This window comes from Kitasatospora sp. NPDC057904, from assembly GCF_042887925.1.
Classification (GTDB): domain Bacteria; phylum Actinomycetota; class Actinomycetes; order Streptomycetales; family Streptomycetaceae; genus Kitasatospora.
In genome coordinates this window covers 136,578-159,728 of sequence record NZ_JBHVOL010000012.1, presented here as the reverse complement: position 1 = coordinate 159,728, position 23,151 = coordinate 136,578, and the positions used below count along the sequence as shown (strand labels likewise).

General features: G+C 74.7%; 18 protein-coding genes. 14 read left to right on the top strand and 4 right to left on the bottom strand.

The features are described 5' to 3' along the window. Nucleotides 1-127: 127 nt before the first annotated feature. From ACFVSN_RS28335 to sucD, 5 genes are all read left to right on the top strand, one after another. Nucleotides 128-1,210, top strand: coding sequence for an AAA family ATPase (locus tag ACFVSN_RS28335; protein WP_380438979.1), 1,083 nt, complete (start codon nt 128-130; stop codon nt 1,208-1,210). Further along, nucleotides 1,207-3,531 (top strand): DUF5682 family protein, encoded by a 2,325-nt coding sequence (locus ACFVSN_RS28330; protein WP_387601855.1) that lies wholly within the window; start codon nt 1,207-1,209, stop codon nt 3,529-3,531. The genes ACFVSN_RS28335 and ACFVSN_RS28330 overlap by 4 nt, the downstream gene beginning before the upstream one ends. A 37-nt stretch (nt 3,532-3,568) precedes the next feature. After that, nucleotides 3,569-4,747 carry a vWA domain-containing protein gene (locus tag ACFVSN_RS28325; RefSeq protein ID WP_380505462.1) on the top strand — a complete coding sequence of 393 codons (1,179 nt, stop codon included), beginning with the start codon at nt 3,569-3,571 and terminating at the stop codon, nt 4,745-4,747. A 315-nt stretch (nt 4,748-5,062) separates the two neighbouring features. Further along, entirely contained in the window at nt 5,063-6,235 is a 1,173-nt protein-coding gene (gene sucC, locus ACFVSN_RS28320; RefSeq protein WP_359962397.1) for an ADP-forming succinate--CoA ligase subunit beta, read from the top strand. A 19-nt stretch (nt 6,236-6,254) separates the two neighbouring features. Then, on the top strand, nt 6,255-7,139 hold the full coding sequence (sucD, locus tag ACFVSN_RS28315; protein ID WP_380438985.1) for a succinate--CoA ligase subunit alpha: 885 nt from the start codon (nt 6,255-6,257) through the stop codon (nt 7,137-7,139). Nucleotides 7,140-7,209: 70 nt separating this feature from the next. Here sucD and ACFVSN_RS28310 read toward each other — a convergent pair whose 3' ends face one another. Beyond that, nucleotides 7,210-8,787: a hypothetical protein gene (locus ACFVSN_RS28310; RefSeq protein WP_387956809.1), complete on the bottom strand. Its 1,578-nt coding sequence runs from the start codon at nt 8,785-8,787 to the stop codon at nt 7,210-7,212. Between the two features lie 132 nt (nt 8,788-8,919). On the opposite strand from ACFVSN_RS28310, the gene ACFVSN_RS28305 reads away from it, so the two are divergent. After that, nucleotides 8,920-10,371 carry a DUF6350 family protein gene (locus ACFVSN_RS28305; protein ID WP_387956808.1) on the top strand — a complete coding sequence of 484 codons (1,452 nt, stop codon included), beginning with the start codon at nt 8,920-8,922 and terminating at the stop codon, nt 10,369-10,371. Between the two features lie 146 nt (nt 10,372-10,517). Here ACFVSN_RS28305 and ACFVSN_RS28300 read toward each other — a convergent pair whose 3' ends face one another. Beyond that, on the bottom strand, nt 10,518-11,102 hold the full coding sequence (locus tag ACFVSN_RS28300) for a hypothetical protein (protein WP_387956807.1): 585 nt from the start codon (nt 11,100-11,102) through the stop codon (nt 10,518-10,520). Nucleotides 11,103-11,426: 324 nt separating this feature from the next. Here ACFVSN_RS28300 and purN point away from each other — a divergent pair, with 324 nt between their 5' ends. Both purN and purH read left to right on the top strand, forming a co-directional pair. After that, on the top strand, nt 11,427-12,086 hold the full coding sequence (gene purN, locus ACFVSN_RS28295) for a phosphoribosylglycinamide formyltransferase (protein ID WP_380438993.1): 660 nt from the start codon (nt 11,427-11,429) through the stop codon (nt 12,084-12,086). After that, nucleotides 12,083-13,660, top strand: coding sequence for a bifunctional phosphoribosylaminoimidazolecarboxamide formyltransferase/IMP cyclohydrolase (gene purH / locus ACFVSN_RS28290; protein WP_387601846.1), 1,578 nt, complete (start codon nt 12,083-12,085; stop codon nt 13,658-13,660). The genes purN and purH overlap by 4 nt, the downstream gene beginning before the upstream one ends. 81 nt (nt 13,661-13,741) lie before the next feature. Here the strand turns inward: purH and ACFVSN_RS28285 are convergent, their stop codons facing one another. Then, nucleotides 13,742-14,377: a hypothetical protein gene (locus ACFVSN_RS28285; RefSeq protein ID WP_380505449.1), complete on the bottom strand. Its 636-nt coding sequence runs from the start codon at nt 14,375-14,377 to the stop codon at nt 13,742-13,744. A 480-nt stretch (nt 14,378-14,857) separates the two neighbouring features. Here ACFVSN_RS28285 and ACFVSN_RS28280 point away from each other — a divergent pair, with 480 nt between their 5' ends. The 6 genes from ACFVSN_RS28280 (at nt 14,858) to ACFVSN_RS28255 (ending at nt 20,406) form a co-directional block, all read left to right on the top strand. Further along, nucleotides 14,858-15,712: a bifunctional methylenetetrahydrofolate dehydrogenase/methenyltetrahydrofolate cyclohydrolase gene (locus ACFVSN_RS28280; protein WP_380438999.1), complete on the top strand. Its 855-nt coding sequence runs from the start codon at nt 14,858-14,860 to the stop codon at nt 15,710-15,712. Nucleotides 15,713-15,733: 21 nt separating this feature from the next. Further along, nucleotides 15,734-16,162 carry a DUF3017 domain-containing protein gene (locus ACFVSN_RS28275; protein WP_380439001.1) on the top strand — a complete coding sequence of 143 codons (429 nt, stop codon included), beginning with the start codon at nt 15,734-15,736 and terminating at the stop codon, nt 16,160-16,162. Nucleotides 16,163-16,390: 228 nt separating this feature from the next. Then, nucleotides 16,391-17,383 (top strand): malate dehydrogenase, encoded by a 993-nt coding sequence (locus ACFVSN_RS28270; protein WP_380439003.1) that lies wholly within the window; start codon nt 16,391-16,393, stop codon nt 17,381-17,383. Between the two features lie 75 nt (nt 17,384-17,458). After that, on the top strand, nt 17,459-18,784 hold the full coding sequence (locus ACFVSN_RS28265; RefSeq protein ID WP_380439005.1) for a hemolysin family protein: 1,326 nt from the start codon (nt 17,459-17,461) through the stop codon (nt 18,782-18,784). 30 nt (nt 18,785-18,814) lie between these two features. Continuing rightward, complete coding sequence (trpS, locus tag ACFVSN_RS28260; RefSeq protein WP_387601841.1) at nt 18,815-19,855, top strand: tryptophan--tRNA ligase; 1,041 nt, start codon at nt 18,815-18,817, stop codon at nt 19,853-19,855. Then, nucleotides 19,852-20,406 carry a 2'-5' RNA ligase family protein gene (locus tag ACFVSN_RS28255; protein ID WP_380439009.1) on the top strand — a complete coding sequence of 185 codons (555 nt, stop codon included), beginning with the start codon at nt 19,852-19,854 and terminating at the stop codon, nt 20,404-20,406. Before trpS ends, ACFVSN_RS28255 begins: the two co-directional genes overlap by 4 nt. A gap of 81 nt (nt 20,407-20,487) precedes the next feature. Here the strand turns inward: ACFVSN_RS28255 and ACFVSN_RS28250 are convergent, their stop codons facing one another. Continuing rightward, nucleotides 20,488-22,998: a CDP-glycerol glycerophosphotransferase family protein gene (locus ACFVSN_RS28250; RefSeq protein WP_387601837.1), complete on the bottom strand. Its 2,511-nt coding sequence runs from the start codon at nt 22,996-22,998 to the stop codon at nt 20,488-20,490. Nucleotides 22,999-23,151: the final 153 nt, after the last annotated feature.

Sequence of the window (23,151 nt, the reverse complement as noted above, 5' to 3'; positions counted from 1 at the left end):
CTTCCTCACCGCCCGCCGCGGATTGTCAGTGCCCGGGTGCAGGGTGGCTCCCGCAGGCCGGAGTTGCCCTCCCGTCACCCGCCGCCCCGCCGTCACCGTGCCCGGCGGCCGACCCGAAGGAGCCCCCATGACCGACGTTCTGCGGCAGCACGCCGAGGACGCCTTCGCCGGTGAACTGGCCGCCCTGGCCGCGCAGGACGACCGTCCGCGCCCCGAGCGCTGGAAGCTCTCGCCCTGGGCCGTGGCGACGTACCTGCTCGGCGGCGAACTGCCCGACGGCACCCGGATCACGCCCAAGTACGTCGGCCCGCGCCGCATCGTGGAGGTCGCCGTCACGACGCTGGCGACGGACCGCGCGCTGCTCCTGCTCGGCGTGCCGGGCACCGCCAAGACCTGGGTGTCCGAGCACCTGGCCGCCGCGATCGGCGGCGACTCCACCCTGCTCGTGCAGGGCACCGCCGGCACCCCCGAGGAGGCCGTCCGCTACGGCTGGAACTACGCCCAGCTGCTCACCAACGGGCCCAGCCGGGAGGCCCTGGTGCCCTCGCCCGTCATGCGGGCGATGGCGGACGGCAAGCTCGCCCGCATCGAGGAGCTGACCAGGATCCCGGCCGACGTGCAGGACGCCCTGATCACCGTCCTGTCCGAGAAGACGCTCCCGGTGCCGGAACTGGGCTCCGAGACGCAGGCCGTGCGCGGCTTCAACGTGATCGCCACCGCGAACGATCGGGACCGCGGCGTCAACGAGCTGTCCAGCGCGCTGCGGCGCCGCTTCAACACCGTCGTGCTGCCGCTGCCTGCCTCGTTGGAGGAGGAGGTCGACATCGTCACCCGCCGGGTGAGCCAGCTCGGCCGCTCCCTGGACCTGCCCGAACTGCCCGGCGGCGCCGAGGAGATCAGGCGGGTCGTGACGGTCTTCCGCGAGCTGCGCGCGGGGATCACGGTCGACGGCCGGACGAAGGTCAAGACGCCGGGCGGCACGCTGTCCACGGCCGAGGCGATCTCGGTGGTCACCAACGGCCTCGCCCTGGCCGCCCACTTCGGCGACGGCGTCCTGCGCGCCGCGGACGTGACGGCGGGCATCGTCGGCGCCGTCGTCCGCGACCCGGTCGCGGACCGGGCGGTGTGGCGCGAGTACGTCGAAGGGGTGGTGCGCGAGCGCGACGGCTGGAAGGACTTCTACCGCGCCGCCCGCGAGGTGGCCGCATGACCTCCCCGGGCCCGACCGCACCGGGCACGAGCACCCCGGACGTGACCCTGCTCGGGGTCCGCCACCACGGCCCCGGCTCGGCCCGGGCGGTGGGCGCCGCCCTCGCACGGCTCGCGCCGGACGCGGTGCTGATCGAGGGTCCGCCCGAGGCCGACGGCATCATCGGGCTGGCCGCCGAGAAGGACATGGTGCCGCCCGTCGCGCTGCTCGCCCACGCGGTGGACGACCCGGCCCGGGCCGCGTTCTGGCCGTACGCCGAGTTCTCCCCGGAGTGGGTGGCGATCCGGTACGCGGTGGAGCGGGAGCTGCCGGTCCGCTTCATCGACCTGCCCGCCGCGTACGGCTTCGCCGACGAGGCCGCCGCCGACGGTGCTGGAGCCGCCGACGAGCCTGCGGCCGCCGACGAGCCCGCCGCCGACCCGATCGCCCTGCTCGCCGAGGCCGCCGGCCACGACGACCCGGAGCGCTGGTGGGAGGACGTCGTCGAGCACCGCGCGCCCGGCGCCGACGCCCTGGCGCCGTTCGCGGCCGTCGCCGAGGCGATGGCCGCACTGCGCGCCGAGGGCCTCGCCGAGTCCCGCCGGGACCTCGTGCGCGAGGCGTACATGCGCCGGCAGATCCGGGCCGCCCGGCGGGCCGGGCACCGGCGGATCGCCGTCGTCTGCGGGGCCTTCCACGTGCCCGCCCTCGCCGAGCTGCCGACCGTCGCCCACGACCGGGCGCTGCTCGCGCAGCTGCCGAAGAAGACCAGGACGGACATCACCTGGGTGCCCTGGACGCACCGCAGGCTCGCCCAGTCCGCCGGGTACGGCGCGGGCATCGAGTCGCCCGGCTGGTACCACCACCTGTACGCGGCCGGGGCCGACCCGGTGCCGCGCTGGCTCGCCCGCGCCGCCGAGCTGCTCCGCGCCGAGGACCACCCGGTCTCGTCCGCGCACGTCATCGAGGCGGTCCGGCTCGCCGAGACCCTCGCCGCCCTGCGCGGCCGCCCGCTGGCCGGGCTCACCGAGACGCTGGACGCCGTCCGCGCGGTCATGTGCGACGGCTCGGACGTCGCGCTGGAGCTCGTCCGCGACCGCCTGGTGATCGGCGACGCCCTCGGCGAGGTCCCGGACGCCGCACCGGCGGTGCCGCTCCAGCGCGACCTCGCCCGGCTGCAGCGCACGCTGCGCCTCAAGCCCGCGGCCGCGCCCCGGGACCTCGACCTCGACCTGCGCAAGGACACCGACGCCGCCCGCTCCCGCCTGCTGCACCGGCTGCGGCTGCTGGGCGTCGAGTGGGGCGTGCCCGCGCGCTCCGCCGTCGCCTCGACCGGCACCTTCCGGGAGAGCTGGCGGCTGTGCTGGCAGCCCGAGTTCGCGGTCCGGATCGCGGAGGCCGCCCAGTGGGGCACCACGGTCGAGGACGCGGCCACCGCGAAGGCCGTCGCCACCGCCCGCGCGGCCGGCGAACTCGGACAGCTCACCGGCCTGGTGGAGACCTGCCTGCTGGCCGGCCTGTCCACCGCCCTGCCCGCCGTCATGCGGGTGCTCGCCGACTGCGCCGCCCTCGACACCGACGTGGCCCACCTGGCCGGCGCCCTGCCCGCCCTCGTCCGCGCGCTGCGCTACGGCGACGTGCGCGGCACCGACCACGGCGCGCTCAAGGAGGCCGCCACCGGTCTGGCCGACCGCGTCTGCGTCGGCCTGCCGCCCGCGTGCGTCGGCCTGGACGCCGCGAGCGCGGCGGACCTGCGCGCCCGGCTCGACGAGGTGCACGGCGCCGTCGGCCTGCTCGCCGCGGACGGCCTCGCCGACCGCTGGGCCGCCGCCCTGCACGCGCTGGCCCGCCGCGAGCCCGCCGGCGGCCCGGCCACCGGGGTCCCCGGCCTGCTGCGCGGGCGCGCCGTCCGGCTGCTGCTGGACGACGGCCGGCTCGACACCGAGGAGGCCGGCCGCCGCCTGCGCCTGGTGCTGTCCGCCGCCGGCGCACCGGCGGACGCGGCCGGCTGGGTCGAGGGCTTCCTCTCCGGCGGCGGCGCCCTGCTGCTGCACGACCCCCGGCTGCTCGCGCTGCTCGACGAGTGGCTGACCGGCGTCTCCGACACGACCTTCACCGACGTCCTGCCGCTGCTGCGCCGCACCTTCAGCGGCCTGGAGGCGGGCGTGCGCAGCACCGTCGGTGCCCGGGTCGCGGCCGGCCCGCTCGACGCCGAGCCGTCCGGCGAGCCCGCCGCCGGCGAGCTGGACCGGGCCAGGGCCGACGCCGCCGTGCCGGTGGTGGCCCTGCTGCTGGGCGTCCGGCCGTTCATCCCCCGGCAGGCCGCCGGCCGCGACAGTTGAGCCGTTCCCCTCGAAAGCCCTCGTGAAGGAGGAGCACATGACGACCACGACCGACGAACGCCTCCGCCGGTGGCGCCTGGTGCTCGGCGGCGAGGCCGACGGCACCGGCTGCGCGCTGCGCGGCCGCGACGCCGCGATGGACGGCGCGCTCGCCGCGCTCTACCGGGCCGCCCCCGACGAGACCGCCCGGCCCGGCCGGGGCGGCCGCCGCGGCGCCGGGCTCGGCGGCTCGGCCCCGCAGGTGGCCCGCTGGCTCGGCGACATCCGCAGCTACTTCCCGTCCACCGTCGTGCAGCTGATGCAGCAGGACGCGATCACCCGGCTCGGCCTGGACCGGCTCCTGCTGGAGCCCGAGATGCTCGCCGCCGTCGAGCCGGACGTCCACCTCGTCGGCACCCTGCTCTCGCTCAAGCACGCCCTGCCGGAGACCACCAGGGAGACGGCCCGCGCCGTCGTCGGCCGGGTGGTGGCCGACCTGGAGCGCCGACTGGCCGACCGGACCAGGTCCGCCCTGGGCGGCGCCCTCGACCGCAGCGCCCGGGTGCACCGGCCGCGCCACCGCGACATCGACTGGGACCGCACCATCCGGGCCAACCTGAAGAACCACCTGCCCGAGCACGGCACCGTCGTCCCCGAGCGGCTGGTCGGCCACGCCCGCGCCCGGCGCGCCGTCCGCAAGGACGTCATCCTCTGCGTGGACCAGTCCGGTTCGATGGCGGCCTCGGTCGTCCACTCGGCCGTCTTCGGCGCGGTCCTCGCCTCGATGCGCACACTCGACACCCGGCTGGTCGTCTTCGACACCTCGGTGGTCGACCTGACCGAGCAGCTCACCGACCCGATCGACGTCCTGTTCGCCACGCAGCTCGGCGGCGGCACCGACATCAACCGCGCCCTCGCCTACTGCCAGTCGAAGATCACCCGTCCGGCGGAGACGATCGTCGTCCTGATCAGCGACCTCTACGAGGGCGGGGTCCGGGACGAGATGCTCCGGCGGGTCGCCGCGATGAAGGCGGCCGGCGTCCGGTTCGTCGCCCTGCTCGCGCTCTCCGACGAGGGCGCCCCCTCCTACGACCACGCCCACGCCGCCGCCCTGGCCGCCCTCGGCGCTCCCGCCTTCGCCTGCACCCCCGACGCCTTCCCGGACGTCATGGCGGCGGCGATCGAGAAGCGGCCGATCCCCCGGCACCTGATCGAGGGGGCCGGGCAGGGGTTCTGACCAGGCGGCCCGTCGGATTCACCCGGACGTGCGAATCCGCCCGACGGGTGGACCGGGCGTTTGTCACGCCGCTTTAGGCTGTCTGTGACGGTTCTCACCAAAGACGGGCCGGTCCCGGGCGAAAGAGTCCCGTCCCACGGGGATAACCTGCCAGACGGACGTGACGCGCGTGTTGATTGACGTGTGCGCCCGTGGCTGTGTGGGCCGCAAGGCCGTACCTCTGCGTACCCGCACCGCCCCGACGACCCGCAGCGAAGATCCTGCCGTGGCACGCTCGTAGAGACACAATCCGCGACCACGAACAAGGACAAACACGTGGACCTGTTCGAGTACCAGGCGAGGGACCTCTTCGCCAAGCACGGCGTGCCCGTGCTTGACGGCGACGTCATCGAGACCCCCGAAGCGGCTCGCGCCATCGCCGAGCGCTTCGGCGGCCGCGCCGTCGTCAAGGCTCAGGTGAAGGTGGGAGGCCGTGGCAAGGCCGGTGGCGTGAAGCTCGCCGCCGACCCGGCCGACGCCGTCGCCAAGGCCGAGCAGATCCTCGGCATGGACATCAAGGGCCACACCGTTCACAAGGTGATGCTCGCCCAGACCGCCGACATCAAGGACGAGTACTACGTCTCGTTCCTGCTGGACCGCACCAACCGCACCTTCCTGGCCATGGCCAGCGTCGAGGGCGGCGTGGAGATCGAGGTCGTCGCCGAGGAGAACCCCGACGCGCTCGCCAAGATCCCGGTCGACGCCAACGAGGGCTGCACCCCGGAGAAGGCCGCCGAGATCGTCGCCGCGGCGAAGTTCCCGGCCGAGGTCGCCGACCAGGTCGCCGAGGTCCTGCAGAAGCTGTGGAAGGTCTTCATCGCCGAGGACGCCCTCCTCGTCGAGGTCAACCCGCTGATCAAGTCCGGTGACGGCAAGATCATCGCGCTCGACGGCAAGGTCTCCCTGGACGAGAACGCCGAGTTCCGCCAGCCCGAGCACGAGGCCCTGGAGGACAAGGCCGCGGCCAACCCGCTGGAGGCCGCCGCCAAGGCCAAGGGCCTGAACTACGTCAAGCTCGACGGCCAGGTCGGCATCATCGGCAACGGCGCGGGCCTCGTCATGAGCACCCTCGACGTGGTCGCCTACGCCGGTGAGAAGCACGGCGGCGTCAAGCCCGCCAACTTCCTCGACATCGGTGGCGGCGCGTCCGCCGAGGTCATGGCGAACGGCCTGGAGATCATCCTGGGCGACCCCGACGTCAAGTCGGTCTTCGTCAACGTCTTCGGCGGCATCACCGCCTGTGACGCGGTCGCCAACGGCATCGTGCAGGCGCTGGAGCTCCTCGCGAGCAAGGGCGAGAACGTCTCCAAGCCGCTGGTCGTCCGCCTGGACGGCAACAACGCGGAGCTGGGTCGCAAGATCCTCGACGACGCCAACCACCCGCTGGTCCAGCGCGTGGACACCATGGACGGCGCCGCTGACCGCGCCGCCGAGCTGGCCAACAAGTAAGGAAGGGGACTTTCACACCATGGCTATCTTCCTTACCAAGGACAGCAAGGTCATCGTCCAGGGCATGACCGGCGCCGAGGGCATGAAGCACACCCGCCGCATGCTCGCCTCCGGCACCCAGATCGTCGGCGGTGTCAACCCGCGCAAGGCCGGCACCACGGTCGACGTCGACGGCACCGAGATCCCGGTCTTCGGCTCCGTCGCCGAGGCGATGAAGGAGACCGGCGCCGACGTCTCCGTCCTGTTCGTCCCGCCGGCGTTCACCAAGGCCGCCGTCGTCGAGGCCATCGACGCCGAGATCGGCCTGGCCGTCGTCATCACCGAGGGCGTCCCGGTGCACGACACCGCCGCCTTCTGGGCCCACGCCGGCTCCAAGGGCAACAAGACCCGGATCATCGGCCCGAACTGCCCCGGCCTGATCAGCCCCGGACAGTCGAACGCCGGCATCATCCCGGCCGACATCACCACCTCCGGCAAGATCGGTCTGGTCTCGAAGTCGGGCACCCTGACCTACCAGCTCATGTACGAGCTGCGCGACATCGGCTTCTCCTCGGCCGTGGGCATCGGCGGTGACCCGGTCATCGGCACCACCCACATCGACGCCCTCAAGGCGTTCCAGGAGGACCCGGAGACCGAGCTCATCGTCATGATCGGTGAGATCGGCGGCGACGCCGAGGAGCGTGCCGCGGCCTACATCGCCGAGCACGTCACCAAGCCGGTCGTCGGCTACGTCGCGGGCTTCACCGCCCCCGAGGGCAAGACCATGGGCCACGCCGGCGCCATCGTCTCCGGCTCCTCGGGCACCGCCCAGGCCAAGAAGGAGGCCCTCGAGGCCGCCGGTGTCAAGGTCGGCAAGACGCCGTCCGAGACCGCCCGCCTGGCGCGCGAGATCATCGCCGGCTGACCCCAGCCCGGCCGACGAGTGCCCCCGCCCGGTTCGCCGGGCGGGGGCACTCGCCTTCTCGCGGGGCCCGTCAGCGCGCCGGGGTGCAGGGCAGCGGCGCCCAGCGGGCGCACTTCGGCGGTCCCTGCGGCGGCGGGGCCTCCGCCCCCTTGGCCGCCGCCGGCAGCTCCCACAGCGCGATCGCGCGCGGCGGCGGGTCCACCACCACCGCCTCCAGCCCGGGCGTCGGGCTGCACCACAGGCTGCTGATCCCGCCGGCCGGCCCGCCCGGCGCCACCGGCACCCCGGGCTCGGCCGCGTCCGGCGCCTGGACGCACACCGACGGCGCCGGCGGTTCCGGCTCCCGGAACAGCACCGCCGGACGGCCGCCGACCAGCGTCATCATCGCCGCGCCGCCCACCGACGCCGTCAGCGCCGCCGCCGCACCCGTCAGGACCAGGCTCCGCAGCCCGTGCCGGGCCCGGAGCACCGGCACCGCGGGCCGGTGCGGCTCCGGGCACCCGCGCACGGCCGCCCGGTGCAGCAGCCCGCTCAGCCGGTCCGCGAACCCGGGATCGGCCGGATCCGGCCCGGCCAGGTCCGGCACCCATTGCGCCAGCGCCGCCCGGGCCGCCCACACCCGCCCCTCCGCCGCGGCCAGCGTCGACTCCACCTCCACCGCGACGGCCGCCGCCGGCAGCCCCAGCCCGTCGTGCAGCACCAGTGCGCGACGCTGCGGCCGGGACAACCGCTTCAGCGCCTTCAGCAGGGCCCGGTCCCGGTCCGTCAGGCGGTCGTGGTCCGGCAGCACCGCCTGTGACTCGTCGGCCGGGCGCACCTTGATCCGCCGGTGCGGCAGCCGCCACGCGTGCGCCCGGCGCGGCCCGCCCCGGTGCCACGGCGACAGCGCCAGCTCGGACGCCCGCACCCGCACCCACGCCTCCGGATTCCCGGAGCCCGCCACCGCGTCCCACGCGCGCCGCGCTTCCCCGAACGCCCGCCGCACGCAGTGCGCCGCCCGGTGCCGGCACGCCGTCAGCAGGAAGACCTGCTGGACGAGCCGCGTGTGGGAGGCCTCGTACAGCTCCTCGAACGTTCCCGGGCCGGCGTCGTCGCGCGCGCCCGTCCGCGGCCCGGGGTCGGCCGGCCGCGCGCCGGGCCGCTGCTCCGCGCCGGCTTCGCGGCGCTTCGCGGGGATCCGCCGCTGTTCGGCGGGGGCGGGGGCGGGGCGGGCGGTGCCGGCGGCCAGGCCGCCGCCGGTGCCTTCGGTCGGGCGGCCGGGCACCTTGCCGGGCTCGCGGCGCGGCTGCTCCTCGGCGCGGGCGGCGGATCGGGGGCGCTCGCCCGGCGGGGCGGCCGTCTTGGCGGGTGCCGCCCTCTTGGCGGGTGCCGCCGTCTTGGCCGGGGCAGCAGCCCTGGCCGGGGCCGCCGTCTCGGCCTGGGCCTCGGCGGGGGGCTTCCGCCGGACGGCTGACGGCGCCTCGGCCGGGTCCGCGCCGAGGCGCTTCGCCAGGGCCACCGCCTCGGCCTCGGTGGCGGCACCCAGCTTCTCCATGGCGCGGCGCAGGGCGGCGCGGGTGCCGCGGGGCAGGGGGTGCCCGGCGACGAGCTGGGCGAGGGCCTCTGCCTCACGGGGGGTCAGTTTCCGCGTGCGGGGTGGCGTGGTCATCAGACGCTCCGGGTCGGGCCGCCGGCGGCTTGGGGGCAGGGTCTGAAAATGCGCATAAGCCAATAATCTGGGACACGACGGCGGTTTGCCGCTTCACGGAGCATGGCGAGTCGCCTTGGCACCATGAGGCGCATGACGCAGCTGATGGGCCGTCCGATCCTGGAGGTGCCGGGCGAACTGGGTGCTCGCCCCGCCCTGGCCGACCTCCTGGCGGGGGTACGGACGGCGCTCGTCGGCCTCGCGGTGGTCGGGGTGCCAGTGCTCGGGCTGTGGGTGGTGACGCCGTACGCGGACGACGACGCGGCCGGTGCGTCGCGGCTCGCGGGGGCGCTGTGGCTGCTGGGGCACGGTGCGCCGCTGCTGCGCGGGGGCGCGGGGGCGCCGCTGACGGTCACTCCGCTGCTCATCGGCCTGCTGGCGGTGGTTCAGCTGTTCCGGGCGGGCGCCCGGGTGTCGGCGCGGCGGGGGCTGCGGTCGTGGTGGGGCGGCCCGGTGGCGGTGTGGGCGGGCTACTGCGGGGTGGCGGTCGTGGTCGTGGTGCACTGCGCGGGAGCGGGCCTGTTCCGCACCCGGGTGCTGCCGGACGTCCTGGTGGTCGGGCTGCTGGCCGCGCTCGCGGTCACCGCGGGGGCCCGGTCGACGCGCGAGGTCCGCGAGCCCGACGAGCCCTATGGGGCGTACGAGCCCTACGCGTCGTACGGGCCGGATGAGCTGGACGAGCCGGACGAGCCGGACGACTCCGACGTGCTCGGGGCCGTGTTCGCGAGCTGCCTCCTCGGCCGCCTTCCCGAGCACGCCCGTCCGGCGGACTGCGCGGAAGCCGTCCGCCGTGCGGCGCTCGCGGCGGGGGCCGGGTTGGTGGCGGTGGGCGGAGTGCTGGTCGCCGTCGCGGCGGTGTCGGACGCGGTGACCGGCGGCGGCCGGGGGATGGCGGTGCTGGGCCGGGGCCCGACGGCCGTCGCGGGGCTGGTGCTGCTGGCGGTGGTGCTCCTGCCGAACGCGGTCCTGTGGGGAGCGGCGTACGCGCTGGGGCCGGGGTTCGCCGTGGGGGAGGGGACGGTGGTGGCGCCGGGTGGCACGGCGCTCGGGCCGGTGCCGGACTTCCCGCTGTTCGCGCTGCTCCCGGAGTCCGGCCCGGGCGGCTGGCGGCTCGCGGCGATCGCGCTCCCCGTCCTGGCCGGGGCGGTCCCGGCGGTGTTGCTCGGCCGGGCCGCGGCCCGGCGCGCGTGGGAGCCGGCCGCGACGGCCGTGGCGGCCTTGCTGGCGGCACTGCTCACGGGTGCCGGGGCGGCCGCGCTGGGCTGGCTGTCCGGCGGCGCGCTGGCGGGCGGCCGGATGGCCCGGCTGGGGCCGGCGCCGTGGTGGGCGGGCCTTGCGGCGGCGGGCTGGTTCGTCGTCGTGGTGGTGCCCGGGGCGCTGCTGGCGCGCCACCGGGCGCTGGGCCCGGCCGCTCCGGGAGCCGGCGTCCTCGCGGGCCTGGCCGGCCGCGCCCGCCGGAGCGGCTGGCAGTTGCGTGCCCGCGCGCACGGCGCGGTGCTGCGGCTGAGCGGAAGCGCCCCCGAGGCGTCGGAGGATCGACCGTAGGGCGTGTCCTTTCGGCTCAGGCCGGGCGCCGCGACGCCAGGGAGCGCACGTCGCCGCGTCGTCGTCGGCGGCCGATGTCCCTCAGCCTCCGCCCTGCGATTGGACACGCCCTGACGCCGCGGCCCTCCGAGCGGAAAGGGCCGGTCCTAGTTCCGGCCGTTCCCGACCAGGTCGACGTACCACTGCGGCGCGAGCCAGCTGCAGTTGTCGGCGCCGACCGTCGTCAGCGAGTCGCGGACGCAGGTCACGTAGTCGTCGTAGTAGAGCCCGAGGCCGATCACCGAGGACGCCACCACGACGGTCATCGCGCCGGTGAGCACCCCGGCGAGCGCGGCCGGCGTGAGCGGGTTCGGCCCGGCGGGCGCGACGCCCACGGCGGTGGCCGGCCGGGGGGCGCGCATCGCGCCGATGCCCCACACGATGCCGAGCGCGCCGACGAACAGTGCCACCCAGGTGACCCCGGCGAGCACGCAGATCAGCGCGAACAGCCCGGCGAGCGCCGCGTTGCGGGCCTTGCGCTGGGCCGGATCGGTGGGGTCGAGCCGTGGCGGCTGCGGGGCCGGCGGGCGGGGCTGCCAGCCGTCGCCGCCGGACCGGCCGGGGCCCTCGCCGTCGGGGCCGTCGCCGCCGTCGGCGGACCGGGGGGCACGCGGCTGCCACGGCTGGTCCGGGGCATCCGCCGGCGGCGGCGCGAAGGGGTTGCGCTCGCCGGGGTTGTCACCGCTGCTCATGGTTTCCGCCATTCCTTCTCGGTCGGTGGGGCGGGTGCCCGTGCCCCTATGATCCCGCAGCGGTCCGACGGGCCCCCGGCGGCCTGCCGGGCCGGGCGCGGGGAGATCCCCGTCTCAACTACGCGCGTAGCCCCGGCCGGAGGGTTCGGGGGCCGTCCGACCAGCCGTTATCGTGGTGACGGTCAGCAGCTCACAGAGGTTCCCCGGGGCCCGCGTCGCGGCGGGTTCTCCTGGTGTTCCCCCTCGCTCGACCTGCCGTTCGTAGTGGCCCCACCGCCGGTGGACGTACCAGCGGGCGGCGCCCGACCTACGGAGAATCGCGCAGTGGCCGCCGCCCCCGCCCAGCTCTTCCCGCCCCGTACGCCCGGACCGGCCCGCCTGGTGGTGCTGGTCTCCGGCTCGGGCACCAACCTGCAGGCGCTGCTCGACGCCGCCGCCGACCCGGCCTACGGGGCCGAGATCCTCGCGGTGGGCGCGGACCGCGACGGCATCGCGGGTCTGGAGCGAGCCGAGCGGGCGGGCCTGCCGACCTTCGTCCACCGGGTCAAGGACCACGCGGACCGCGCCGACTGGGACCGCGCGCTGACCGCCTCCGTCGCCGCCCACGAGCCGGACCTGGTCGTCACGGCCGGCTTCATGAAGATCCTCGGCCCCGAGTTCATCGCGGCCTTCGCGGGGCGGATCGTCAACACCCACCCCGCGCTGCTGCCGTCCTTCCCCGGCGCCCACGGCGTCACCGACGCGCTCGCGTACGGGGTGAGGGTCACCGGCTGCACCGTCCACCTGGTCGACGCCGGGGTGGACACCGGGCCGATCATCGCGCAGGGCGTCGTCGAGGTCGCCGACGCCGATCACGCCGATGGCGGCGAAGCGCTGCACGAGCGCATCAAGACTGTCGAGCGCAAGCTGCTCGTCGACGTCGTGGGCCGGCTGGCCCGCGAAGGTCACCGCATCGAGGACCGAAAGGTATGGATCCCGGCATGAGTGCCAGCTCCACCACGCCCCCCGTTTCGGAGAACATCCGTCCGATCCGTCGTGCGCTGATCAGCGTGTACGACAAGACCGGTCTGGAGGAGCTGGCCCAGGGCCTGCACGCCGCCGGGGTCGCGATCGTCTCCACCGGCTCGACCGCCGGCCGCATCGCCGCCGCCGGCGTCCCGGTGACCGAGGTCTCCGAGCTGACCGGCTTCCCGGAGTGCCTGGACGGGCGCGTGAAGACGCTGCACCCCCGCGTGCACGCCGGCGTGCTCGCCGACCTGCGCCTGGAGTCGCACCGCGCTCAGCTGGCCGAGCTCGGCGTCGAGCCGTTCGACCTGGTCGTCGTGAACCTCTACCCGTTCAAGGCCACCGTCGCCTCCGGCGCCACCCCGGACGAGTGCGTCGAGCAGATCGACATCGGCGGCCCGAGCATGGTCCGCGCCGCCGCCAAGAACCACCCGTCGGTCGCCGTCGTGGTCGACCCGGCCCGCTACGGCGACGTGCTGACGGCCGCCCGCGAGGGCGGCTTCGACCTGGCCACCCGCAAGCGCCTGGCCGGTGCGGCGTTCGCCCACACCGCCGCCTACGACGTGGCCGTCGCCTCCTGGTTCGAGGCCGGCTACGCCCCGAGCGACGAGCGCTTCCCCGAGTTCCTGGGCGCCACCTGGGAGCGGCAGAACGTGCTGCGCTACGGCGAGAACCCGCACCAGGGCGCCGCGCTGTACAGCGCCGGCACCGGCGGCCTGGCCGGCGCGCAGCAGCTGCACGGCAAGGAGATGTCGTACAACAACTTCGTCGACACCGACGCCGCGCGCCGCGCCGCCTACGACCACGCCGAGCCGGCCGTCGCGATCATCAAGCACGCCAACCCGTGCGGCATCGCGACCGGCGCCGACGTCGCCGAGGCGCACCGCAAGGCGCACGAGTGCGACCCGGTCTCCGCGTACGGCGGCGTCATCGCGGTCAACCGCCCGGTCACCGTCGAGCTGGCCGAGCAGATCGCCCCGATCTTCACCGAGGTCGTCGTGGCCCCCGGCTACGAGGAGGGCGCGGTCGAGGTCCTGGCCCGCAAGAAGAACCTGCGGGTGCTGCTCGCCCCCGAGGCCCCGGTCAACCGCCAGGAGGTGCGCCCGGTCTCCGGCGGCGTGCTGCTCCAGGACGCCGACCGGGTGCACGCCGAGGGCGACGACCCGGCGACCTGGACGCTGGCCAGCGGCGAGGCGCTGTCCGAGGCGGAGCTGGCCGAGCTGGCCTTCGCCTGGCGGGCCTGCCGGGCCGTCAAGTCCAACGCGATCCTGCTGGCCAAGGACGGTGCCTCGGTCGGCGTCGGCATGGGCCAGGTCAACCGCGTGGACTCGTGCAAGCTCGCGGTCGAGCGGGCCGGCGAGCGGGCCAAGGGCTCGTACGCGGCCTCGGACGCGTTCTTCCCGTTCCCGGACGGCCCGGAGATCCTGATCGCCGCGGGCGTCAGGGCGATCGTGCAGCCCGGCGGTTCGATCCGCGACGAGCAGGTCGTCGAGGCCGCCACCAAGGCGGGCGTGACGATGTACTTCACCGGCGCGCGCCACTTCTTCCACTGACGGCGTGACGGAACGCAGGAGCGGCCCGGCTCCCTCCGAGAGGGGGCCGGGCCGCTCCGCGTCGCCGTGCGGGCGGGCCGGTCAGTAGCGCGGCCGGTTGAACCAGGCGACGCCGTCCCGGGTGGTCACCGCGGCGATCCACAGGACGCAGATCGCGATCCACAGCACGCCGACCCCGACCCCGACCCCGGCGCCCGCCGCGGCGCCCGCGACCTGGGAGTTGGCGCCCCCGGTGATCGAGCTGACCAGCACGCCGAGGCCGAGCAGCAGGGCGATCGAGCCGTACACGATGGTGGTGATCCGGGTGGCCGGGCCGCCGCTGCCGAACTTCACGCCGAGCGTGATGGAGAGCACCGCGGCGAGCAGGTAGACGACCCCGATGACCAGCAGGACGCTCGCCGCCGCGTTGCCGAAGATCGCGGTGTCGCTGCCGGTGGTGTGCTCGTTGGCGACCTTCTTGGCGCCGGCGGCCCCGATCAGCAGACCGGCCGTGATGAAGACCTGCACCGCGCCGATGATGAACAGGAACACCCGGGCGGTGACCATCAGACCCGGCATCGACATGCGCTGGGGCGCGACCGGCGGGTACCCGTACACGGGCTGCGCGGCCGGCTGCGGGTAGCCGTACCCGGCGGCCGGCGGGGCCTGCTGCGGGTAGCCGTACCCGGGCTGCTGCGGCTGGCCGTACGGGTTGTTCGGGTCGGGCGGGTAACTCATCGAAGCCTCCGGGCAGTTACGGGGACGTGGGGACGGGGCGGCGGAGCGCCCGGAGCCGGCCGGCGGGTCGGGGTGCCGGACGGACGGGACGCCGGTCGGGCGCGTCGGCGGCACGGCGACGGTGCCGCGGTGCCGAGCGCCGGCGGCTCAGGAACGTGCCCGGTGCGGAGCGAGCGGGAACGGCTGCGGCGCGCTGGACGGCGCTGTGTCGTGTGGTCGGCTCACTGCTTCTTTCCCCCGGGTGCGCCCCGCCGTGGTGTCCGTCGGCCCGTCACCGGGCCGGTCGCGGCAGGGCCGTGCCCCATATCGTCGACCGGACGGGAGTGCCGTGTCCAGCCGCCCCCGCGGCGGTGGCGAGACTGTGGCGCAACCGCAACGCGGTACCGGCCTTCCGTGTCCGTCCCGTTCTCCCGCGGGCCCCGGCGGAGCGGGTCCGGTGCCCTGGTACGGAGGCTTGCCGCGATCCGGGAGAATGGGGTCATGACTGCCCAGATTCTCGATGGCAAGGCCACTGCTGCCGCGATCAAGTCCGAACTCGCCGTCCGCGTGGCGGCCCTCAAGGCGAAGGGCGTCACGCCCGGCCTCGGCACCGTCCTGGTCGGCGACGACCCGGGCAGCCGCTGGTACGTGAACGGCAAGCACAAGGACTGCGCCGAGGTCGGCATCGCCTCGATCCAGCGCGAGCTGCCCGCCACCGCCACCCAGCAGGACGTCGAGGACGTCGTCCGCGAGCTCAACGCCGACCCGGCCTGCACCGGCTACATCGTCCAGCTGCCGCTGCCCAAGGGCCTGGACCAGAACCCGGTCCTGGAGCTCATGGACCCGGACAAGGACGCGGACGGCCTGCACCCGACCTCGCTCGGCCGCCTCGCCCTCGGCATCCAGGGCCCGCTGCCCTGCACCCCGCTGGGCATCGTCGAGCTGCTGCGCCGCCACGACGTCGAGATCAACGGCGCCGAGGTGGTCGTCGTCGGCCGCGGGGTCACCGTCGGCCGCTCGATCGGCCTGCTGCTGACCCGCCGCTCCGAGAACGCCACCGTGACCCTGTGCCACACCGGCACCCGGGACCTGGCCTACCACCTGCGCAAGGCCGACATCATCGTGGCCGCCGCCGGCGTGCCGCACCTGATCAAGCCGGAGGACGTCAAGGCGGGCGCGGCCGTCCTGGACGTGGGCGTCAGCCGCAGCGAGGGCAAGATCGTCGGCGACGTGCACCCGGGCGTGGCGGAGGTGGCCGGCTGGATCTCGCCGAACCCGGGCGGCGTGGGCCCGATGACCCGCGCGATGCTGCTCAACAACATCGTCGAGGCGGCCGAGCGCCGCGCCGGCGTCTGACACCTCCGGGAGGCGGCGGACATGAGTGACCCACGACCCGCGGCGCGGTCCCGGCAGCGGCCGGTCAAGACCACCGGCACCATCCCGCCGGAGGGCTCGGCCGCGGCCCTCGGGCGCGAGCACGCCCTGCCGGTGCGGCAGTGGCCGATAACGCTGGTCCTGCTGGTGGTCGGCGCCGGGCTCGCGGTCACCTGGTTCGCCGACTTCAAGGACGGTTTCAAGTTCGGGCTGCTGATCCTCGGCGGCGGCGTGCTGCTCGGCGCCGTCCTGCGGCTGGTGCTGCCCGAGGTCGGGATGCTCGCGGTGCGCAGCCGCTTCACCGACGTGATCGTGCTGGGCTTCCTGGGGTCGGCGATCGTCCTGCTGACGCTGGTGGCCCAGCCGAACCCGTGGCTGGAGTTCCCGCTGCTCGACAACATCGGGCAGCTGATCGGGCGTCCCAAGCACTGATCCCGCGCCACCGCGCCGCGAGACGGCCCCCGTCCGGGTTCTCCGGGCGGGGGCCGTCCGCGTGCCCGCCGGGCGTTCCGCCGTTGTGACGCATCAGCCACGCCCGCGCACGCGGCGTACGCTTCCCTTTGCGATAACCTGACGCCGGTCTCTCGATGTCGAGAGACCATCCTCGGCTCCAGTGCCGGTGTGCCTGGGGCACCTGGCGATTTGCTGGAGAAGGTAGAAATGACCCGCACCCCCGTCAACGTCACCATCACCGGAGCAGCCGGCCAGATCGGCTACGCGCTGCTCTTCCGCATCGCCTCGGGCCACCTGCTCGGTGCCGACGTGCCGGTGAACCTGCGCCTCCTGGAGATCCCGCAGGGCCTGAAGGCCGCCGAGGGCACCGCGATGGAGCTCGTGGACTGCGCGTTCCCGCTGCTGCGCGACATCACCATCACCGACAACCCGAACGTGGCCTTCGACGGCGCCAACGTCGCCCTGCTGGTCGGCGCCCGTCCGCGCACCGCGGGCATGGAGCGCGGCGACCTGCTGCAGGCCAACGGCGGCATCTTCGGCCCGCAGGGCAAGGCCATCAACGACCACGCCGCGGCCGACATCAAGGTCCTGGTCGTCGGCAACCCGGCCAACACCAACGCCCTGATCGCCCAGCGCAACGCCCCGGACGTCCCGGCCGAGCGCTTCACCGCGATGACCCGCCTGGACCACAACCGCGCCGTCGGCCAGCTCTCCGCCAAGACCGGCGCCCTGGTCTCGGACATCAAGCGCGTCACCATCTGGGGCAACCACTCCGCGACCCAGTACCCGGACATCTTCCAGGCCGAGGTCGCCGGCAAGCCGGCCTTCGAGGCCGTCGGCAGCGACCAGGCCTGGCTGGAGAACGACTTCATCCCGACCGTCGCCAAGCGCGGCGCGGCCATCATCGAGGCCCGCGGCGCGTCCTCGGCCGCCTCGGCCGCCAACGCCGCCATCGACCACGTGCACACCTGGGTCAACGGCACCGCCGAGGGTGACTGGACCTCGATGGGCGTCGTCTCCGACGGCTCCTACGGCGTCCCGGCCGGCCTGATCTCCTCCTTCCCCGTCACCACCAAGGACGGCAAGTTCGAGATCGTCCAGGGCCTGGAGATCTCCGACTTCTCCCGCGCCCGCATCGACGCCTCGGTCAAGGAGCTGACCGAGGAGCGCGACGCGGTCCAGGAGCTCGGCCTCATCTGAGCCGACCGGCTTCTTCGACGGCCCGCCGCCTCCCTCCCGGGGAAGCGGCGGGCCGTCGCCTTACACTGGCGCGCTGTGAACGAAACCATCGGGGACGCGGCGCTCGTCCTCGTCTTCATCCTCCTGGGCGGGCTCTTCAACGTCGCCGAGATCTCGCTGATCTCGCTGCGCGAGGGCCAGATCCGGACGCTGGAGGCGCAGGGCACCCGGCGCTCCGCCCGGGCCGCGCACCTGGCCGCCGACCCCAACCGCTTCCTCGCCGCCGTGCAGGTCGGCGTGACCTGCATGGGCTTCCTGTCCGCCGCCTTCGGCGCGGACACGCTGGCCGGCAAGGTCGCCCCGCTGTTCGTGCGGGCCGGGCTCACCCGGGGCGTCGCGGACGCCGTCGCGCTGGTCGGCCTCACCCTGGTGATCAGCTACGTGTCGCTGGTGCTCGGCGAGCTCACCCCCAAGCGGATCGGCCTGCAGCGCGCCGAGTCGATCGCGGTGACCGCCGCGCCCGTTGTCGACGTGATGTCCTCGGTGCTGCGGCCGGTGATCTGGCTGCTCGGACACTCGACCGACATGATGGTCCGGCTGCTGGGCGGCGACCCGACCGCCGGGCGCGGCTCGATGAGCTCCGAGGAGTTGCGCGGCCTGGTCGCCGCCAACACCGAACTCGGCAGCGACGAACGGGCGTTGATCGCCGACGTGTTCTCCGCCGGGGAGCGGCAGCTGCGCGAGGTGATGGTCCCGCGCACCGAGGTGACCTTCCTGGACGCCGAGCGCGCGCTGACCGCCGTCCGCCACCAGGCCGAGACCTCGCCGCACTCGCGCTACCCGGTGGTCGAGGGCAGCGCCGACGCCGTGGTCGGCTTCGTCCACGTCCGCGACCTGTACGGCACGCGCGGCGAGCAGGCCGCCAAGGTCCGCGACCTGGCCCGCCCGGTCAAGCTGCTGCCCGGCACCAAACTGGTGCTGGAGGCGATGGGCGAGATGCGCCGGGAGGGCCACCACCTGGCGATCGTGGTCGACGAGTACGGCGGCACCGCGGGCATCGTCACGCTGGAGGACCTGGTCGAGGAGGTCATCGGCGAGATCCGGGACGAGTACGACCGCCCGCAGACCGCCACCATCCGCCGGCTGGCCGGCGGCGGCATGGAGCTGGACGGCCTGCTCAACCTCGGCGACTTCGCGGAGGAGACCGGCGTCGCCCTCCCGGAGGGCCCGTACGAGACGGTGGCCGGCTGCCTGGTCGCCTCGCTGGGCCGGCTGCCCAGGGACGGCGACCAGGTGCGGGTGCCGGTCGAGGGCGGCGGCGGGGTGCTGCTGACGGTGGCCAAGCTGGAGGGCCGGCGGATCGCCCGGGTCAGGGTGAGTGCCGTCACACTGTCGGAACCTCCAGGGGCAGAGGTTTCCTGACCGCCCGGTGGAACTGGAACAATGGCCCGCATGGTCAACGCAGCGGTCACTGGTCCGGTCAAGGACCGTCCTCGGGTGCTCTCCGGGATCCAGCCCACCTCCGGGTCGTTCCACCTCGGCAACTACCTCGGCGCGGTGCGCCAGTGGGTCGACCTCCAGAAGGACAACGACGCCTTCTACATGGTGGTCGACCTGCACGCGATCACGGTGCCGCAGGACCCGGCGACCCTGCGCGAGAACACCCGGATCTCCGCCGCCCAGCTGCTCGGCGCCGGCCTGGACCCGGAGCACTGCACGCTCTTCGTCCAGTCGCACGTGCCCGAACACGCGCAGCTGGCCTGGGTGATGAACTGCCTCACCGGCTTCGGCGAGGCCTCCCGGATGACCCAGTTCAAGGACAAGTCCGCCCGCTACGGCGCCGACAGCACCACGGTCGGCCTGTTCACCTATCCGATCCTCCAGATCGCCGACATCCTGCTCTACCAGGCGGACGCCGTCCCGGTCGGCGAGGACCAGCGCCAGCACGTGGAGATCACCCGGGACATCGCGGAGCGCTTCAACTCCCGCTACACCCCGACCTTCACGGTGCCGAAGGCGTACATCCTCAAGGAGACGGCGAAGATCCAGGACCTCCAGGACCCGGCCGTCAAGATGAGCAAGTCGGCCTCCTCGCCCAAGGGCCTGGTCAGCCTGCTGGACGACCCGAAGGTCAGCGCCAAGAAGTTCAAGAGCGCCGTCACCGACACCGGCACCGTCGTCTCCTACGACGAGGACGCCAAGCCCGGCGTCTCCAACCTGCTGCGGATCCACTCCGCGCTCAGCGGCCGGTCCGTCGAGGACCTGGTCGCCCACTTCGAGGGCAAGATGTACGGCGCCCTGAAGACCGAGCTGGCCGAGCTGTTCACCGAGTGGGTCACCCCCTTCCAGGAGCGCACCCGCACCTACCTGGACGACCCGGCCGAGCTGGACCGGGTGCTGGCGCTCGGTGCGGACAAGGCCCGCGAGGTGGCGTCGCAGACGCTGGAGACGGTGTACGACCGGATCGGCTTCCTCCCGGCCGCCAAGCGGTGACTCCCCTCACACGCCTGCCCGGTGGTGGCGACCTCCCCGAGGTCGTCACCATCGGCGTGTCCGTGAGCGTCCCGGACCCGTTCGGCGCGCGGATCCAGGACGCCCGGGCCGGGCACGGCGATCCGCTCGCCCGGTCGATACCGACGCACGTCACGCTGCTGCCGCCGACCGAGGTGCCGGCCGGGGAGCTCCCCAAGATCGAGGAGCACCTGGCGGCGGTGGCCGCGGCGCACCGGCCGTTCCGGATGCTGCTGCGCGGCGGCGGCACCTTCCGCCCGGTCTCCCCGGTGGTGTTCGTCCGGGTCGAGGAGGGCGCGCAGGAGTGCCGGCTGCTGGAGGCGGACGTCCGCTCCGGCCCGCTGGCCCGCGAGCTGGCGTTCCCCTACCACCCGCACGTGACGGTGGCGCACGGCCTGCCGGACGACGTGCTGGACCAGGCGTACGAGCAGGCGCGCGGCTTCCGGGCGGCGTTCACGGTGCCCGGGTTCGGCCTCTCCCGGTTCGACGCGGACGAGGTCTGGCGGCCCTGGCGGAGCTACTCCTTCGCGTGAACCGGCCGGACCGGCCGGACCGTTGAACCGGTTGGACCCGCGGGAACGGCCGGACCGGCCCGAGCGGCCTGAGCGGCCGGATCAGCTGGCGGTGCGGGTGAGTTCGAGCATCCGGTCGACGACCCGGCGGGCCGCGCCGCCCTCGTCCAGCGCGCAGTGGGCGGCCCGGAAGCGGCGGTAGCGCTCCGCGTACCCGGCGGTCAGCCCGGTGCCGCCGTCGGCGAGTCCGCGCAGCGCGCCGACCAGCTCGGCCGAGTCCGGGACGAGCGGGCCGGGGGCCTCCGTCTCGAAGTCGAAGTAGAAGCCGCGCAGGGTGTCGCGGTAGTGCTCCAGGTCGTACGTGAAGAAGAGCACCGGGCGGCCGGTGATCGCGAAGTCGAACATGATCGACGAGTAGTCCGTCACCAGCACGTCCGCGACCAGCAGCAGCTCCTGGACGTCCGGGTAGTCCGCGCAGTCGTACAGGAAGCCGTCCCCGGCGCCCGGCAGCGGCTCGCGCACGTGGGCGTGCGGGCGGATCAGCAGCACGTGGTCCGGGCCGAGGGCGCGGCGCGCGTGGTCGACGTCGATCCGCAGGTCGAGCCGGAAGCCGTCGCCGTCGCCGCGCTGCTGGTCCTCGCGCCAGGTCGGCGCGTACAGCACGATCCGCTTGCCCTCGGGGATGCCGAGGCGGCGGCGGACGGCCGCGGCGGTGCGCCCGTCGGGCCGGGCCAGGACGTCGTTGCGCGGGTAGCCGGCCTCCAGGATCTCGCCGCCGTACCGGAACGCCCGGCGCAGGATCGGGGTGGCGAACGGGCTGGGGGAGACGAGCACGCTCCACTGCGGGGTCTCGCGGTCGAGCGCGTCCAGGTAGCCGTGGTCCGACAGCCAGGGGTTCTCGACGTCGTGGGCGATGCGCTTCAGCAGCGAGCCGTGCCAGGTCTGCACGACCACCTGGCCGCGGCGGCGCTCCAGGAAGTCCGGGAAGTGGGTGTTGCCGACCAGGTACCGGCAGGTGGCCAGCGCCCGGTACCACTCGGGGCTCCAGATCCGCACCGCGGTGACCCCGGGCGGCAGGTCCGCCTGGGCGTCGTCGACCACCCACAGGTGCTCCAACGGCAGCTCGCGGCGGACGAGTTCGGCGTGCACCGCGCGCGGGGAGTCGGCGTAGCCGCGGCCGCCGAACACGTCGTACAGCACGGCCTCGCGCAGCGGCTCGCGGCGGGCGGCGGGGTACTCGGAGGCCCGCAGGCGGGACTGCGTCCAGGCACTGCGCTCGGTGGCGCTGAGCACCGGCGTGGAGTCCACCAGCAGGGTGTCGTGCCAGCGGCGCTGGAGCAGGACGGGCTTGCCGCCGGCCTGGGTGGCGGCCGGCAGGACGGCCAGCGCGCCGGGCGCGGCCAGCAGCGGGCGGGTCGGGCCGGAGCGGTCGGCGGGCTCCAGAGCGGCCTCCCAGATGCCCTTGCGCAGTGGCAGGGCGGTGCCGTCCGAGCCGGTGCGGGTGGCGGGCACCCGCACCCGGAAGCGGCCGTCGGCGCCGGCCTCGACCGGTCGGCGGACCTCGCCGGCCGTGCCGGTGTGCCGCAGCACCAGCTCCAGCCGGCCCGCGGCCGGGTCGGGGCAGTGCCCGGCGAGCTCGAAGGCGCCGGCCTTGACGGCGATCCGGTCGATCAGGCCGGCCGCGGGCTGGACGCAGACCTGGAGCCGGCCGTCGGCGAGGTGCTTGAGGTAGAGCGCCCGGTCCGCGGTGCCGGGCAGCCGGTGCTGGCCGGCCACCGGGCCGCCGCGCTCGTCCACGACGAGCTGCTCGGTGCTGCCGTCGGGGCGGCGCAGTTCGGTGTCCCAGTGCTCCAGGTCGCCGGTGCCGCGTCCCTCGGCGGTGAACGGCCGGTAGGGCAGGTGGACGGCGAAGGCGTCGCCGGTGCGGATGACGGGCTGTTCGACGACGGCGTCGCTCTGCCGGTGGCGCAGCCGCAGCACGGTGCCGGACGGGCAGTGGCCGGCGGTGCCGCGCAGGTCGAGGCCCCCGTCGACCGGGGTGGCGGCGGTGAGCCGGACGCCGGGGCGCTCCAGCAGCAGGTGCAGCCGGTCGTCGGTGAAGTGGGGCTGGAGGCGGACGTCGCGGTCGACCCAGCGGGCCGGCGGGTACTCGCCCGAGCCGCACCAGTGCGGGGCGAGCGTGCCGTACTGGCGGCGCACCCGGGTGGGGCGGGGGCGGGTGAAGAGGGTGGTCTCGATCTGCCAGTCGCCCAGCAGCCACGCGCCGCCGCGGCGCAGCCGCCCGGGCTCGATCACGGCGGTGAACCCGGACCAGTCGTGGTTGTGCTCGGGCTGGGCGCTCTCGTCGGTGATCTCGGGCAAGCGCCGCGGCCGGGAGCGCACGTGCACGGGCGGCTGGGCGTCCTCGGGGTGGCGCAGGGTGAGCCAGGTCCAGGCGGAGCCGGCCCGGCCGGTGTCCTGGTCGTGCGGGCGGGCGAAGCCGGTGAGCTCCAGGCCGCGGCCGGCCCAGCGGGCGCGCAGCAGGCCGAAGACGGCGTCCTCGGACGGGGTGGGCAGCGCGGTGGTCACACGGGGGTCGGCGTGGGGCAGGACGAGCCGCGTGAGCACTGGCATTTCGGGTGGAGCCCTTCGGGACGGGAACCCGGCGTGGGGCTTGGCCGGGGGGTGCTGGCGACCGGCGGGAGCCGGAACGGTGACAGTCGAATTGACATCCCATACCGGGACGACACCCGGGGTCAACTGTACGGTTCGTAGAATTTCCTGAGA